This window comes from Chitinophaga caeni, assembly GCF_002557795.1.
Lineage (GTDB): Bacteria > Bacteroidota > Bacteroidia > Chitinophagales > Chitinophagaceae > Chitinophaga > Chitinophaga caeni.
In genome coordinates this window covers 300,351-315,359 of the sequence record NZ_CP023777.1, presented here as the reverse complement: position 1 = coordinate 315,359, position 15,009 = coordinate 300,351, and the positions used below count along the sequence as shown (strand labels likewise).

At 41.4% G+C, this 15,009-nt stretch carries 11 protein-coding genes; 6 read left to right on the top strand and 5 right to left on the bottom strand.

Annotated elements, in window-relative coordinates:
* Positions 1 to 22: 22 nt before the first annotated feature.
* Complete coding sequence (locus tag COR50_RS01265) at positions 23 to 1,441, bottom strand: serine hydrolase domain-containing protein (RefSeq protein WP_098192288.1); 1,419 nt, start codon at positions 1,439 to 1,441, stop codon at positions 23 to 25.
* 692 nt (positions 1,442 to 2,133) lie between these two features.
* Between COR50_RS01265 and COR50_RS01260 the strand changes: the two genes are divergently transcribed.
* The 6 genes from COR50_RS01260 (at position 2,134) to panB (ending at position 10,251) form a co-directional block, all read left to right on the top strand.
* Positions 2,134 to 2,700 (top strand): discoidin domain-containing protein, encoded by a 567-nt coding sequence (locus COR50_RS01260; RefSeq protein ID WP_157760581.1) that lies wholly within the window; start codon positions 2,134 to 2,136, stop codon positions 2,698 to 2,700.
* A gap of 119 nt (positions 2,701 to 2,819) precedes the next feature.
* Positions 2,820 to 5,900: a SusC/RagA family TonB-linked outer membrane protein gene (locus COR50_RS01255; RefSeq protein ID WP_198405750.1), complete on the top strand. Its 3,081-nt coding sequence runs from the start codon at positions 2,820 to 2,822 to the stop codon at positions 5,898 to 5,900.
* Between the two features lie 55 nt (positions 5,901 to 5,955).
* Positions 5,956 to 7,758, top strand: a complete 1,803-nt coding sequence (locus COR50_RS01250) for a RagB/SusD family nutrient uptake outer membrane protein (RefSeq protein ID WP_098192286.1) — start codon at positions 5,956 to 5,958, stop codon at positions 7,756 to 7,758.
* A gap of 31 nt (positions 7,759 to 7,789) precedes the next feature.
* Positions 7,790 to 8,737, top strand: a complete 948-nt coding sequence (locus tag COR50_RS01245; RefSeq protein WP_098192285.1) for a hypothetical protein — start codon at positions 7,790 to 7,792, stop codon at positions 8,735 to 8,737.
* A gap of 77 nt (positions 8,738 to 8,814) precedes the next feature.
* Positions 8,815 to 9,282, top strand: a complete 468-nt coding sequence (locus COR50_RS01240) for a YqgE/AlgH family protein (protein ID WP_232516246.1) — start codon at positions 8,815 to 8,817, stop codon at positions 9,280 to 9,282.
* Between the two features lie 120 nt (positions 9,283 to 9,402).
* Positions 9,403 to 10,251 carry a 3-methyl-2-oxobutanoate hydroxymethyltransferase gene (gene panB / locus COR50_RS01235; RefSeq protein WP_098192284.1) on the top strand — a complete coding sequence of 283 codons (849 nt, stop codon included), beginning with the start codon at positions 9,403 to 9,405 and terminating at the stop codon, positions 10,249 to 10,251.
* A 32-nt stretch (positions 10,252 to 10,283) separates the two neighbouring features.
* Here panB and COR50_RS01230 read toward each other — a convergent pair whose 3' ends face one another.
* From COR50_RS01230 to COR50_RS01215, 4 genes are all read right to left on the bottom strand, one after another.
* Positions 10,284 to 11,318, bottom strand: coding sequence for a Gfo/Idh/MocA family protein (locus COR50_RS01230; protein WP_232516245.1), 1,035 nt, complete (start codon positions 11,316 to 11,318; stop codon positions 10,284 to 10,286).
* A 266-nt stretch (positions 11,319 to 11,584) separates the two neighbouring features.
* On the bottom strand, positions 11,585 to 12,703 hold the full coding sequence (locus COR50_RS01225) for a TlpA disulfide reductase family protein (RefSeq protein WP_098192282.1): 1,119 nt from the start codon (positions 12,701 to 12,703) through the stop codon (positions 11,585 to 11,587).
* Positions 12,704 to 12,721: 18 nt separating this feature from the next.
* Entirely contained in the window at positions 12,722 to 14,155 is a 1,434-nt protein-coding gene (locus COR50_RS01220) for a PKD-like family lipoprotein (RefSeq protein WP_098192281.1), read from the bottom strand.
* Between the two features lie 17 nt (positions 14,156 to 14,172).
* Positions 14,173 to 15,006, bottom strand: a complete 834-nt coding sequence (locus COR50_RS01215) for a DUF4843 domain-containing protein (RefSeq protein WP_157760580.1) — start codon at positions 15,004 to 15,006, stop codon at positions 14,173 to 14,175.
* Positions 15,007 to 15,009: the final 3 nt, after the last annotated feature.

Genomic DNA, 15,009 nt, shown 5'->3' with positions numbered 1-15,009 from the left:
GTTTTACGGCTGTAATTTATTGTCAAGGTTTTTTCTTCACCGTTATCCTATCAACCCCTTCTTCCGGTTGCAAAATCCTGCATTTTTCTACGCTGCCATCATCTGCCAATATAAAATTGTAGCTGACTTCCGGGTAGAACCCATTCACGATAAACTTCGTTTCCGTAGCCGGCATCAATTCAAATCTCGTGGTAGGACTAAATTGTATCCAGATAGAACGATGCAGCAATACAATTTCCGATGTTTTGCCCTTTTCACTGATATAAGTCCCGGTATATTTTTGCAAGGTACTATCCGGCAAGCGAACCGTACTTTCGAGGGGGAGATCATACAGAATTTTTTGCGTTTCCTGTTTCGGGAGTCGCCTTTTGCCGGTTCCCTTGGCATCGTTTTGCAAGATGATGATGGTTTTATCATCCCTTAAATGCCTTTCAAGCAACGTAAGGTATCCCGGCCAACTACCGCCATGATAAACGATTTGCCCGTAAGTACTATCCTTTTCCAAGAACCAACCGTAACCGTAATTAGTGGACTTGCCCCCGTTTAATTGCCAATTAGTATATAATAATTTCTTTTCAGCAGGAGATATCCACCCGGGGTTATTTAATGCCCTATCCCATAAAAAGAGGTCATTCACAGTTGAATATATTCTTCCCGGACCGTAGATGCTATCAAACTTTTTAACATAATCCCGGTCGCTAGCATCTTCCAGGAATGGCCAAGCAATAGCCGGGTGAGCGCTATTATCCGTATAAGGAGACAATACCCCCGTTTGATCCATCTTTAAAGGTGTAAAAATATGTTCTGCTAAAAACTGGCTGAAGGATTGACCGGATACTTTTTCAACGATAGCGGCAAGTAACAAGTAGCCGGTGTTACTGTATTGCCATTTTTCATTAGGGGCGAAAAGTGCTTGGGGCTTCATTTTAGCCAGCCTTTTTATTACATCAGTATTACTAACTGTTTTACCATTTGGCCAATCTTTATCAAACAGGCCAACATAATCAGGGATGCCCGAAGTATGATGGATGAGTTGATTGATCGTTACACCCTTATAGAAACCCAGTTCGGGAAGAAATTTGGATAATTCATCATTGAAAGAAAGCAGGTGCATTTTTTCCAATAGTAACATAGCGTAGGCGGTAAACTGTTTGGTGACGGAAGCAAGGTAAAACGATGACTGCCCAGTCAATGGAGAAAGATCCGATTTATTGGCAATACCGTATTGCTTATTGAAAATAATTTTACCATGTTCGGCAATCAAAACATTACCATTGAACTCATCATACTTGTATAATTCACTGTAAAGGGAATCCAGTCTATAGTATTTATTATTAAATTGTATATTGTGTTGATTATCAGGTTTTATATGCTGAGATTTAGCCGGTAAAAAAATGTTACAGAGCATTACTATCGAAATGGAGAACAGGTAGTTATTCATGTTGTTGATTTAAATTGGTAATGAAATAGGAAGTAAGGAAGTCCCGTGAAAAACAGGGATAAGTTTTGTATAAAGTACCGTTGTGCCGGGGAAGGTTGCATCAAGGTAACTTGGCTAGATAATTTTTTATTAATTCGGGTCTCGGTAATTTGCCATGGAATAATACTTTTATAAATCACATGAATAGTAACATTGCCCGTGGCAGGTGAATTTTGTACTAGCTTCTGAATGAATTGAAAAATTTTAGAAAATATTATGGGAAGTACTATAATTTTAACAAATAATTATCGATATTTAACATGCGAAGGACGAAGTAACTGAAGGGTAGCTAATTATCTATATTATAAGCGTATTCTTTCCCGTAGTATTAATTGCAATGAAACAAGAACAAAATTGTAAGGCATTATCGAGGATCAACCAAGAAACAATGGGTTTTGTAAAATCTTTTTTTATGATTTAGTGCAAAATCGATTTAGCTGAAAGATGACACGTTAGAATATTTCTATTAGTTATTGTGATAAAAATTCCAACTTAATGCTGGGTATGCATCGTATGAAAACATAAAGATATTTTTTTAAGTACAAGCAAAATCGATTTAGCTTAAAATTTTCCTATACCGGGCTTGCGTGAATGCAAGCTAATGGCGCAGCTATGCCTATTAATTAAAAAGACAAAAACAACATGATATGATTATGCTTAAATCAACCAAAATTAGGACCGTGTTCTTGCTTGGCCTATTGCTACTGGGTTTAGCCAGTTGCGACAAGAAGACCGAACGGACGTATGATTTGCTTCCGCCCTCGCCGGAGGAGGAGAAAGACATGACTGATGTCGGTGACCTATTCGTAAATATTGAAAACAGCGGTGGAGATGCTGCAAACGAAGGTTCCAAAAAAGTTGTGGATGGTGCCGCAGATACCAAATTCCTGACCAATCCATTTATCGATACTATGTGGATGGAACTAAACCTGATCGCTTCCCAAAGAATCGACGCCTACACGCTTACATCTGCTAATGATGCAGAAAGCCGTGATCCGATGCAATGGACCTTAAAAGCATCTACCGATCGAGAGAACTGGGTCGAGTTGGATCACCGTGAAAACGAGTTATTCTCTGCTCGATTTGAAAAACGGCGATTCGAATTCGAGAATCCTGAGAAGTACAAATATTACCGGCTCTACATAGAGAAGGTAAATGGCAGTTCCTTGTTTCAATTAGCTGAATGGCGGATTATCAGTAGGCCGGAGGATGCGGAGTAGCCTTTCTGCCTAGCAAAATGTCCTGTGAGTTAATTCGCGAATAGTTGAATTAAACAGGCTTGTTCAATCTCTCAACAACTACAATTATGTTTAGATCAAGAATAAAGAAATTTATTGTTATGAACACCCTGCTATTGGTTGGGTTGTTGATAACTACTAATATCCTTGCACAGCAAGGGGCTGGTACCATCAAGATTACGGGTACTGTTAAAGATGAACTTAATGCACCGATGCCGGGAGTAACCATCATCAACTTGGCTACAAAAGCCGGTACATTTACAAAGGATGATGGTACCTTTGAAATCGAGGCCAAAAGAGGAGATAGTCTTTCTGCTAGAATGATAGGCTACCAGTCTTTCAATGTCGTAATTAATAATGTGATTCATTTTGATATAAAACTCGAGGCTGCTAATAATAGCTTAAATGAAGTGGTAGTTGTCGGTTTCGGGGAACAAAAGAAAATATCGCTAGTTGGTGCTCAATCTTCGGTAAAAGTTGAAGATATCCAAACCCCCGTTGCGAATCTTAGTGCTGCTTTAGCCGGAAGGATTGCCGGCTTAGTGGGTGTACAACGGTCGGGGTTGCCCGGTTCGAACTCTGCTGATTTATGGATCAGGGGTATTTCTACTTTCAATGGCTCCGGAAATAGCGCTTCTCCTTTAATTGTTGTAGATGGGGTACAAGGACGTGATATTAATTCATTTGACCCTGAAGATATCGCCTCCTTTACAATTCTTAAGGACGCTGCCGCTACTGCCGTTTACGGTGTGGCAGGTGCAAACGGTGTTATTTTAATTACGACTAAACAAGGTAAACCGGGGAAAGTAAACTTGATGTTTAATTATAATCAGGGTATTACTTCATTTACGAAGACGCCAGATTTAGTGGATGGTGTAACCTACATGTTATTGCGTAATGAGGCACAGAAAAATTCTGGAATGACACCTGAATATTCTAATAATTATATCAATAATACTATTAAACAAGAAGATCCATATCTATATCCTGATGTAGATTGGATGGACGCTTTGTTTGGTAGTACCGCTATGAATAGGCGTGCCAATTTTAGTGCCCGTGGTGGATCAGATATTGCTAACTTCTATACTTCATTAGCTTATTATGAAGAAGAAAGTTTATTAAGGACTGATGCTCTCCAAAGTTACGATGCCAGTACAAAGTTTAGAAGGTACAATTTTACTTCCAACGTATCAATGAACTGGACTAAAACTACAAAGTTCGATCTAGGTATACAAGGTTATGTGACGCAAACAAACTATCCAGGTGTGAATCCGGAAGATGCATTTGCAAATGTTATGCAAACTAATCCTGTGTTATATCCTACGATGTACCCTGGAGGTTATGTTCCTGGCGTTAGTACGGAAGGTGCGCAACCTAACCCGTATGCACAGATTACTCAATCTGGTTATCAGAACTTATTTGGAAACCAAATATATTCTAACGCTCGTTTAACTCAAGACCTGAATTCTATAGTACCCGGTTTAACCGCAACGGCGATGTATTCATTCGATGTTAATAATACGCATAATATCAGCCGTACCCGTACCCGTAGCCAATACCTGCTAAATAGGGTAATCCCTTATTTTGATGACGGGACTATGAATTTGAAACTGATCAAGGAAGGTATTGATAACCTCAACTATTCTAGATCAAATAGCGGTAGAAGATCCAATTATTTCGAAGCAGGGCTTAATTATCAACATGATTTTGGTCCTGATCATAAGATTACCGGTATGGTGCTTTACAACCAACGCGAACTTGTAGAAGCTTTCGCCAGTAATGTAACAAGCTCTTTACCGTATCGGAGAGTAGGTATCGCTGCAAGGGGAACTTACGCATATAAAGACAAATATTTCTTCGAAGCTGATTTGGGATATAATGGATCTGAAAACTTTATTCCAAGTAGAAGGTTCGGAACTTTCCCTGCCCTTGGTATTGGTTGGGTAATTTCTAATGAGAAATTTTTTGAACCTCTTAAAAACACAGTGTCTTTCTTGAAACTGCGTTACTCTGATGGTGTTGTTGGTGATGGAAGTGGAGGTAATAGGCGCTTTGGTTACCTAACCCTTGTTGACACAGATGCTGATGGGTTCTCATTTGGCTCAAGAGGTGGCGCGGTTCAGAAAAGTTATGGTGGTACCGTGATTTCGAGCTATGGTACCGATGTAACTTGGGCTAAATCTCATAAGAGGGATTTGGGTTTGGAATTTAACCTGTTCAAAGACCGCTTTACAGTGGTTACGGATATCTTCACGGAAAGACGTGAAGGTGTATTCTTACAAAGGTCATTACCTGGTTATTTAGGTTTGAATAGTATGCCATGGGGGAACCTTGGAATCATTGAAAATAAAGGAATTGATGGTACTGTTACCTTAAATCCTGTTCAAATTGCCAAGGACTTGTTTATCGATTTCCGTGGAACATTCTCCTACAATAGGGATAAAGTTATCGAAAATGATGAACCAATTCCGCCATATGATTATATGGACAGAAGGGGTGTAAATTATCTTTCAACTTTTGGATATGTAGCAGAGAAACTTTTTGAAAACCAAGATGAAATTGATAAAAGTCCGGATCAATCGGCTTTGGGTAATACTAGGCCTGGCGATATAAAGTACAAGGATTTAAATGGTGACGGTGTGATTGATCCTTATGATAGAACGAGAATTGGTAATGGCGATGTGCCAACAACCATATACGGTTTTGGTTTTAACCTTACTTATAAAGGTTTTTATGTAGGTGCCTTCTTACAAGGAATATCTGGTGCTGATAGGGTTATCAGTGGAGATGGCGTAATTCCATTTAATAATAGTACCGGTCCTGAAAGGAGTAACCTATTCTGGCAAGCCGAAGACAGGTGGACAGAGGAAAATCCTAACCCGCAAGCTTTTTATCCCCGTTTAGGATATGGTTCATCTGCGAATAAGATGAATTCGTATACATCTAGCTGGTGGGTAAAAGATATTGATTTCATCCGTCTAAAAACCATCGATTTTGGGTATAATGTACCTAAAAAATTTGCGAACAGGTTAAAAATGAAGAATGCAAGAGTGTACTTACAAGGTGTGAATCTATTTTACTGGAGTAAGTTCAAGCTCTGGGATCCTGAATTGAACACTGGTAATGGTACTAAGTATCCAAATGTGAGAACAGTTAGCCTAGGCGTGCAAGCTAATTTCTAGTGCAGGATTAATTATTAAATGGTGCGTTGTTCATTGAACCGAAAAATAAAATCAAATGAAAAAGATTTTCATAATATTCACAGTCGCTTTGGTAACAGGAATAACCTCCTGCTCCAAGTACTTAGACCAGGTTCCCGATGATGTAATTACGATCGAGGATATCTTCAAATCAAAAGTAAATATTGACAAGTTTCTTGCTAATATTTATGCTTCACTTCCTAATGAAAATACAGAGCGCTATACCAATGTCCAGCACTCCGGTGTATTTACAGGTGCTGCCGATGAGGCAGTTTATAACTGGAGTTTCCCATATAGTACGCAACTAAATTCCAGTACTTGGGCTAAAACGGATGGGAATATTGCTTCTTGGTGGAATGATTACTATAAAGCAATCCGTAACGCTTCGTATTTTCTACAAGAGATAGAAGCAGTGCCTATTAACCAAGCAGGTAAATTGACGCAAGAGGAAAAGAATTCTTATAAAGCAGAGGCAAGGGCATTGCGCGCCATGTTTTATTATTTCCTAGTTCGTACCTATGGACCGGTACCAATAGTTGGAGAAACACCGCTAGATTTGAATACACCTTTGTCAGATTTACAATTGAAAAGGGATCATATTGATACATGTATTAATTATATTGTAAGTGAGTTGGATGCCGCCGCCGAAGTTTTAAGCACTGCGCCTTTGAATGGAGAAATTGGACGTATTACAAAAGGTGCCTGTAAAGCATTTAAAGTTGAGGCTTTGTTACTTGCAGCTAGTCCACTTTGGAATGGTAATACTGATTATGCGGATTTCAAAAATGTTGATGGTACTGATCTTGTAAATACGACGTATAGCGAAGCCAAGTGGCAAAGGGCAGCTACTGCGGCAAAAGAGTTTATCAACGAGTTTGATGGTCCTGTTTATAATTTATTTACCATTGATGATGCCGATCCATTTAAAGCAGCCTACCTTTCATGTAGGGAATTGCATTTAAGAGATTGGAACGCTGAATGGATTTTCGCTAGGGCAAGGTCTGGTCAGTACCAAAGGTATGATAGAACACCGCGACACATCGGGGCATCTGCTGACTTCCAAGGAGGGGGCGCTTTAGGGGCAACTCAAACACAGGTCGATGCATACTTTATGGCTAATGGTTTACCAATTACCGATCCGGCTTCCGGTTATCAAAATTCCGGATTCACATCTTTCAAAGCTCCGTACGATCCAAGTTCAAGAAGTACTTATAACCAATGGATCAACCGTGAACCTAGATTTTATGCTGATATTACTTATAATAACAGCTTCTGGTGGTATAGCTCGAATGTTATAACAAATATGGAATATGATGGTAACTCTGGTAGGAAACAAAGTACATCAGATGTCTCTCCTACAGGTTACATTCCAAGAAAAGCAGTTCAAGGTTCTGGTTTTGATTGGGGCGCTTTATATATCCGTTTAGGGACTATTTACCTCGATTATGTGGAAGCTTTAAATGAAGCTGATCCTACAAATCCTGATATTTTAACGTACTTGAATGCTATTCGTCACCGTGCTGGTATTCCTGGTTACGGGGAAGGTATCGTACCTGTTCCTGCCGGAAAAGAAGCTATGCGTGCCGCAATTCGCGCTGAAAGGCGAGTTGAATTGGCATTCGAACGTGTTCGCTTCTTCGATACCCGTCGTTGGAAAATCGCGGAAAATACGAATAACGCTCCTATCATGGGTATGAATATGAATGCAAATGGGGAAGATTTCTACACTCCGACCATCATTCAACAACGCGTATTCCGTAAAGATCGTGACTACCTGTTCCCGATCCCTAACGATGAAACCTTGTTGAATCTGAACCTTGCTCAGAATCCGGGTTGGTAATCATTTTTCATTCATTAACCTAAATTTATCCATGAGAATCATATTATTAGGATTGGGATTGTTCGCCGCGGTAAGTACTTCTTGCTCTAAAACAAATAGCAAGCATGTCGACCTGGGCGGTGGCTCCAACCCCGGTGTTGATTCCAGTGCTCCCGCCGCCACTTGGCAGGAGCACTGGTTTGAACACAAGCAGTTAGTCAAGAATGTTGCTTATACCGAAGAAGTTGCTTTGTATTATGATGATGATATGGACAGGACGGTGACCTGGCCATTACGCAAAGCGGAAGAAATCTGGAAATACACGAAGAAGACTTATGCCCCATTCAAAGGGGAGGATAAAAGATTGAACGTGATCCTGCATTATGGTAAATATGGCGGTGGCCATCCTTATGGCTATTTCGATGCTAGCCATGATAATCGTACCGGTGTGGATATTGGTTCTAATAACTCCTGGAAGGATAGCTCGGGCTGGAACCTGGATGTTATTACACACGAGATCGGCCATATCGTTGAAGGTGCTTTCAAAGGTGTAAAGGAATCGCCCGCGTTCGATATATGGGGTGATAGTAAATGGATGGAAATATACATCTACGATGTGTATAAAGGACTGGGCTGGGATGCCGAAGCAGAACGTTGTTACAATAGTACGATCAACGGTAGCGATAATTTCCCCCGCCCGGGTACCCAGTGGTTTAAAAACTGGTTCTATCCTATTTACGACCAATACGGCGGCGCGACGGTGTTGAATAATTTCTTTACGCTATTATCTGAACATTTTCCCCAGAAAAAGCATAATTACGGTATGGAATATACCCGTAGGATGAATATGGGTGAATTCGTGCATTTTTGGAGCGGCGCTGCCAATGCTGATTTGAAAGACTTGGCCATAGCAGCATTCGGTACCAAGGATAGAAATGGTGGCGATTGGACTATACAGTTAGAAAATGCGAAAAAGGATTTTCCCGGCATAACTTATTAGAACCAACGGTTAAAATGTTAAGGCGCTCCGCAATTGCGGGCGCCTTTTTATTTATGGGTATTTCTTAACTTCCAATTATGAATGAATGGAGCATCGATACAGGCAAGTATATTGAAAGTACGGCGCTTTTAAAGGGTACCTTTTTTGAGAATACCCGCATAATAATTACCGAGTATAACCAGGAAGGTGCTATGGGCTTCGTATTCAATAAGTTGTTTCCCCGCAAGTTCAATGAATTGGCCGAATTTGCCGATTGCCCGCCGTTCCCTTTATACGACGGTGGTCCCGTTGATCGGGAACACCTATATTTTATCCATAGGAGACCGGATCTCATTGAAGGAGGTATCAAAATTTCCGCGGGCATTTATTATGGCGGCGATTTTGCCACCGCGGTAGCCTGTATGAAAAACGGTGATCTCCGCGAGGATGATATTAAACTTTTTATCGGTTATTGCGGTTGGAACTGGAAGGAGATTGATGGGGAATTAGCAGAAGGTAGCTGGAAACCATTAGAAGGTGTGAATTTATTGCAAGTGATTTTATAAGTATTTAATAGCCAGTCGTTTATTTATAAAATGTTCAGTTATTACAGGTAAAATTCCTTCTCATATCCAAAATTATCCTCTAATTTTACCTGGGCATCCACGTTAAAACGCCCGACTGTAATGAAAAAGACAATCAGTTACCTGCATGCTAAAAAGCACAACCGGCAAAAAATTTCAGTGCTGACCTCTTACGATTATCCTACTACCAAAATTCTTGAAGAAGTTGGTGTGGATATGATTATCCTCGGTGATAGCGTAGGCACCAATATGCTTGGTTACCAAGATGAAACAGAAGTGACTTTAGAGGATATGATACATCATACTAAAGCTGTTTGCAGGGCTATAGAGAATATTTTTCTAGTTACCGATCTGCCCTACAATACATATCAAACCCCGGGTATGGCTGTTGAGAACGCCCGCAAGATAACTGCGGCGGGAGCCGATGCTGTAAAGTTTGAAGGGGGAAGAATCGATATATTACAGGCTTTGAAATCAGAAGGTATCTTGGTAATGTGCCACCTTGGCCTGAATCCGCAACACGATCAAGATAGGATGCGTTCCGGCAAAATTTCGAAAGGGAAACAATTTTCTGAAGCCATCGAACTTATCCAGGCGGCTAAAAATCTCGAATCGGCGGGTGCGGACTTGCTAATCCTCGAAAAGATACCCGGGAAATTAGCCAAGATCATTACCGGTAACGTTAATATTCCAACCATAGGGATCGGGGCCGGCAAGGATTGTGACGGGCAGGTTTTGATCATCCATGATTTACTGGGTCTTAATGATAAGAAGTACAAACATGCACCCCGTTATTTCGATATGAAAAGTATGGTAAAGGATGTAATCGGTCGGTACCAGGACGAGGTAGCTGAAGGTATATTCCCAGCTTTAGAACACACGAACATAATAAAGGAATCGGAGTTGTCGTTAGTCCAGGCTTGGTGCATGGAACATGAAATGGACATCTAAGAAATTTTGGAATTGATTATACTGGTTTAGATTTATTTAATAGCCGACATATAAACCGTTTTTCCCGTTTTTGCTGATTCCCTCGCTGCTTGCAGGATAGCTACTACAATAACGTTATTGTCAGTAGCATATAAATCTTCCGGTTGAATAGTTTGTTTCCCTTTGATAACATCGATCATATATGAAAAGGGATCTTCATAAACGGCTATATCTTGATCGGTGATTCGCTGGATTTCGGCTGCGCTTCTTTCACCGGATTTACGCACGAGCGTATTTTTGTCCAAGGCTTTGATGTATGCTTTGTCGCCGTATATCTCCATGTCTTTCCGGTTAAACGTCCAGTTCCAGGAGGCGTTGATCGTGCATTGCATATCGCCGTAATCCAATAGGATCGTGGCATCATCATCGACTTTGGGGTAAACATCGGGTTTGAATTGCCTCGTGACGGCCGTTACGGAAATAGGTAAGCGGTTATGCGCGAGCCTCGTCATTAAATTCGCACCGTAGCAACCGAAATCCATCAATGCGCCGCCACCGTTGAGTACAGGGTCGGTAAGCCAATCCAGGAATTCCGGTCCGCAACCGATTTCCTTGGGGCCTTTATGACCGTCATTAACGAAGATCTTTCGTGGTTGACCGGTGAAACTGCTGTCTTCAATCAGCTCGAATGTTTTTGCTACCGAAGGATACCAGCTAGTTTCATAATCGGTTAATAAGTATACTTTATTTTTTTTGGCCAGCATATGCATGTAACGGGCATCTTCTAATGTCGTTGCGAGCGGTTTTTCTACCATGATATGCATATGTCTTGGTGCTGCGGCTTCTACAACTTTCCGGTGCTCAAAGGTGGAGCCGAAAGCTAGTACGGCAGTGGGTTTTGTTGCATCCAGCATTTTATCCAGATCCGTATAAAAAAGCTCGGCTGGTAATTTAAATTGCCGCATCCTGAGTTTAGCAACCGCGGTATCCGGTTCATAAATTCCTACGATCTCTAAATCGCCTTTACTGGGTCTGCCAAATATAAAAGCGGCATGACCGTGGGATGTACCGGCTACTGCAACACGCATTTTTTGCTGCTGTGCAAAAATTGGTTGCAATGAAAAATTGCAGAAGAGAAAAAATATGATCAATCGCATTCCTAAAAGTAGAGATTATCCATAAGAATTTACAGCCTCTCATATAATGTTGCCCTTGATGGATAATATTGCCGGAGCGAAATTTTTAAGCGTTTTGCATAGCAACGATTTGTTTGCTAACGATGGATAATATGCTTGTAAATAAAAACCCGGTTGTAGTAATACAACCGGGACTCATGCATCATTTTATCAACGTATTATTGAAGTAATTCTGACAATTTTTGATTCAATGCTTCTCCTCTTAAGTTCATGGCCAATATTTTGCCATCGGGACCTAGTAAGTAATTAGTTGGAACGCCGGTAATGCCATATAATTTGGCCGCGGCATTGCTCCAATATTGTAAGTCGGACACGTGAACAAACTCCCCGATACCATCATGCTCAATCGCTTTTAACCAATCCGCTTTACCGGAAGGTTTGTCTAATGAAACGGATAATACCATGAAGTTTTTATCCTTGTATTTATGGAATGCCCTTAACACGTTGGGATTTTCTTGGCGGCAAGGTCCGCACCAGGAAGCCCAGAAGTCCAGTAATACGTATTTCCCACGGAAATCAGTCAATGATACCGGTTTACCATTGATATCATCCTGTGTAAAGACAGGCGCTAAGGCCCCTACCACGATCGTTTTTTCCTTGATCATCTTTTCTTCAAAAGATCTGCCTGCGGATGTTTTCTTAACCCTATCGCTAATGGAAGCATACAGTGGCTCTAATACTTCCATATTCATGCCGTTCAAAACACTGAGCTCGGAAATACCGACAGCACTGAAGAAATTATCAGGATGCTGCTTGATGAAGTCGATAATCATTTGTTGTTTATCCTTGATCGCTTTCCTGAAGCGTTTATCTAAACCATGGGTAAACGCGGTATCACTTCTCTGCTCGTTAGTTGCATTCCCGAAATCGTGGTTGATGGCATCCATTTGATCCTGGTATCCTTTCAGGGCGAGTTTGTATTCATCGTAGCCCTTGTTGGCAGGACTGATCACTTGTGCCGTTTCCAGGTCTTTTTCTCCTTTGATCTTAATTTTTGCAGGCTCCAGGTAAATAATCCGGGATTCTTTTTCTTGACCGGCTACTTGTAGGCTCAACAGGGCCATCGTGGTATCAGCGATCTTTCCACTAAGTTGGAAGGTTCCGTTTTTTAACACGACGGTATCAATCGTTGCCTCGCCGTTAAATGCACGCCTTTCCAAGTAAACTTTGGTAGGGGCATTGTATTTCCCCAGTTTCCCGGAGATTTCAAATTTGCCCTTTTGTGCTACCAGCGTGGCCGGCAACATAAGCATGGTGGCTAAAGTTGTAAGCTTCATAATTATAAATTATTGTATTTAATTAAGTCTTACGAAAATGTCCTTGGGTTGCCCCGGGATTCCGTCTATCTTATCTTTCATATCTCCTTGGTGACCAACGCTGATATCGAGGTAATAAATACTGCCTTCTACTCCCACGATGAGCAGGTTACCGTTGTCCTGGACTTTAAGCAGGCTGACCGCTTTGCCGTTAAAGTCGGTCGTAAGCGCAACAACTTCTTCGTTGAGCGGGTTGTAACGGTAAACTTTATCATTGGAACTAAAATAAATGACACCGATGGGGGATGTAGCCCAAAGTGTGGCAGCGCTGATTAATTCAGGCTTCACGAAATCACGCATACTGGAAGCGTGAAAAACGGTACCGCCATTATTAAATTCTACGGAGAATTTTAATTCTTTCAACAGGCCGCTACTATCGCATAAAGCATAAATTTCTTCATCGCTAAACCTAGTCATATGAATCAGGTCCATGCCCAGATCCTTGGGATTGAAAGCGGAATCCAGCTTGGTCGGCCCTAGCTCGTAAGTAGTATCCATGAAAGTGTTATTGGTGAATCTCATGAAATAGTGCTTATCTTTTTCAAACGCCAGGTAGTAACCGCCGTAAGGATTTTCTGCAATGTTATGTACGTAGGACTGGTGCATGGCATACTTCCCATTTACCTGGGCGCCGAAATAACCGTAATATGTGGCGAAAGGAGCGGTTTCTTGTGAACCGATATAAAGCTGGTCATTGATGATTCCATTAATTGTACCGAATGGATGGCTGTACATTTGTCCCACATTGATGGTAGCCGGGGGCTCATAGAAATGAGCCCGGAGTGTTTTCAGTTCTTGTAAGGTATTAGCATCGATTTGTACACCGCCATCGGGATCATCTTTCGAGATCAGCCAATAGGCAGTTAATACGTTCATATAATTACGGTTTTGTAAATGCAGCAATTGACTTGCACCTCCAGCTAGTTGCTTGCGGTTGATGGCTTCAAATATACCTGCTTGCACCGTCCCGTCGGGTTTGATGAAGGATAGGGTAGAATGATCGCCGTTATCGCTGAAAACCAAGGTTCCTTGTGTAAACTCGGTTTTGCCCACTACCGTGAAGTTGTAGAAATATTTCATCCCGGTATTTTGGTCGGTAATGCGCAGTAAGCCGGGATACCTGTTCGCGCCGAGACCGAATACGATCCTTAACTCTTTCATCTCGTATTCCAATGCCCCGGTATCGCCGGGGATATAAAATTTCCACTCGCAGATATAGTCGTCATTCCCCGCGGCTAGCGCTACTTTGGGGGCGATGATTAAACTATCTCCGGCATTTACATTGTAAAGGGTATCTAAATTAGTGACAACCGGTGGCGGTACATCTACGTAATCGTAATTCCCTTTGTCTTTATAACAGGATGTTAAGTACAACAATCCTATTCCAAGTATATACAGTATTGATTTTTTCATTAGTTCCGGTTTAATGCTTAGTTAATACGGCTACCGTTTTCATCGCGGATAAAATACTTTCCATCTGAGCTACTGTATTCCAACAAGTATTTCTTCTCCGGATTATTTTTATTATAGAAATAATATTGACCGTCATCTTCTTTCGTAATGACATAACCTTCATCCGGATATTGCGCTACCCAAGCGAATGGATCCGAGATGAACGCGCGGAACCGCCTCGTGTAGTAAAGTACCATCGGTGTTTGCTGGTAATCAGATTGATCGTTTGGTAATGCCGTGGTACCGGTTGTACGGATGAATAGCTCGTGTTTTACGCGGGAATAATCGCCCAGCTCACCACGCCATACATCCCACCAGGTCGGTTTTTCCAGGCGGTTCGACCAGATTATTTTCGCGCTATCTAATTGTGTGAAGCTCGTTGCAAAATCGGATGTTTCCTGTAGTTGAAGCGTCAACCTAACGGTAGTGTCCATTAGCATCGGATCTTGGTTGAGCAATACGATCGGCACCATGATACTGCCGGAATCTGCCGGGATCGTGTATTCGGCTAGCAAAGGCTCATAATGTAAATCTACCGTAGCCGTAGTAAATTGCCCCATGGTGGCAATTTTAAATTTACGGTCGTACGATGTCCTTTCACCGGAAATACGCACTTTCAAGAAGATCGTATCGCTAGACTTGTCGGGATAAAGGGCAAATGAATACCTGAAGCTATCCACCCTATCTCCGGATTCCTCATCTTCGAAATCGAAATAAATGTCATTGTTGGAATTGTACGTGATCTCTTCCGCTTTTTCACAAGCTGTAAAGAATCCTAATGCACAGAGTCCTATGAAAAATAATTTCTTCATATT

What these genes read in the sequence shown, in the direction of transcription:
- COR50_RS01255 (WP_198405750.1), top strand. Translation starts at nt 2,820, where the DNA reads ATGAACACCCTGCTATTGGTTGGGTTGTTGATAACTACTAATATCCTT.
- COR50_RS01240 (WP_232516246.1), top strand. Translation starts at nt 8,815, where the DNA reads ATGAATGAATGGAGCATCGATACAGGCAAGTATATTGAAAGTACGGCG.
- panB (WP_098192284.1), top strand. Translation starts at nt 9,403, where the DNA reads ATGAAAAAGACAATCAGTTACCTGCATGCTAAAAAGCACAACCGGCAA.
- COR50_RS01265 (WP_098192288.1), bottom strand. Translation starts at nt 1,441, where the DNA reads ATGAATAACTACCTGTTCTCCATTTCGATAGTAATGCTCTGTAACATT.
- COR50_RS01260 (WP_157760581.1), top strand. Translation starts at nt 2,134, where the DNA reads ATGCTTAAATCAACCAAAATTAGGACCGTGTTCTTGCTTGGCCTATTG.
- COR50_RS01230 (WP_232516245.1), bottom strand. Translation starts at nt 11,318, where the DNA reads ATGCGTGTTGCAGTAGCCGGTACATCCCACGGTCATGCCGCTTTTATA.
- COR50_RS01215 (WP_157760580.1), bottom strand. Translation starts at nt 15,006, where the DNA reads ATGAAGAAATTATTTTTCATAGGACTCTGTGCATTAGGATTCTTTACA.
- COR50_RS01220 (WP_098192281.1), bottom strand. Translation starts at nt 14,155, where the DNA reads ATGAAAAAATCAATACTGTATATACTTGGAATAGGATTGTTGTACTTA.
- COR50_RS01245 (WP_098192285.1), top strand. Translation starts at nt 7,790, where the DNA reads ATGAGAATCATATTATTAGGATTGGGATTGTTCGCCGCGGTAAGTACT.
- COR50_RS01225 (WP_098192282.1), bottom strand. Translation starts at nt 12,703, where the DNA reads ATGAAGCTTACAACTTTAGCCACCATGCTTATGTTGCCGGCCACGCTG.
- COR50_RS01250 (WP_098192286.1), top strand. Translation starts at nt 5,956, where the DNA reads ATGAAAAAGATTTTCATAATATTCACAGTCGCTTTGGTAACAGGAATA.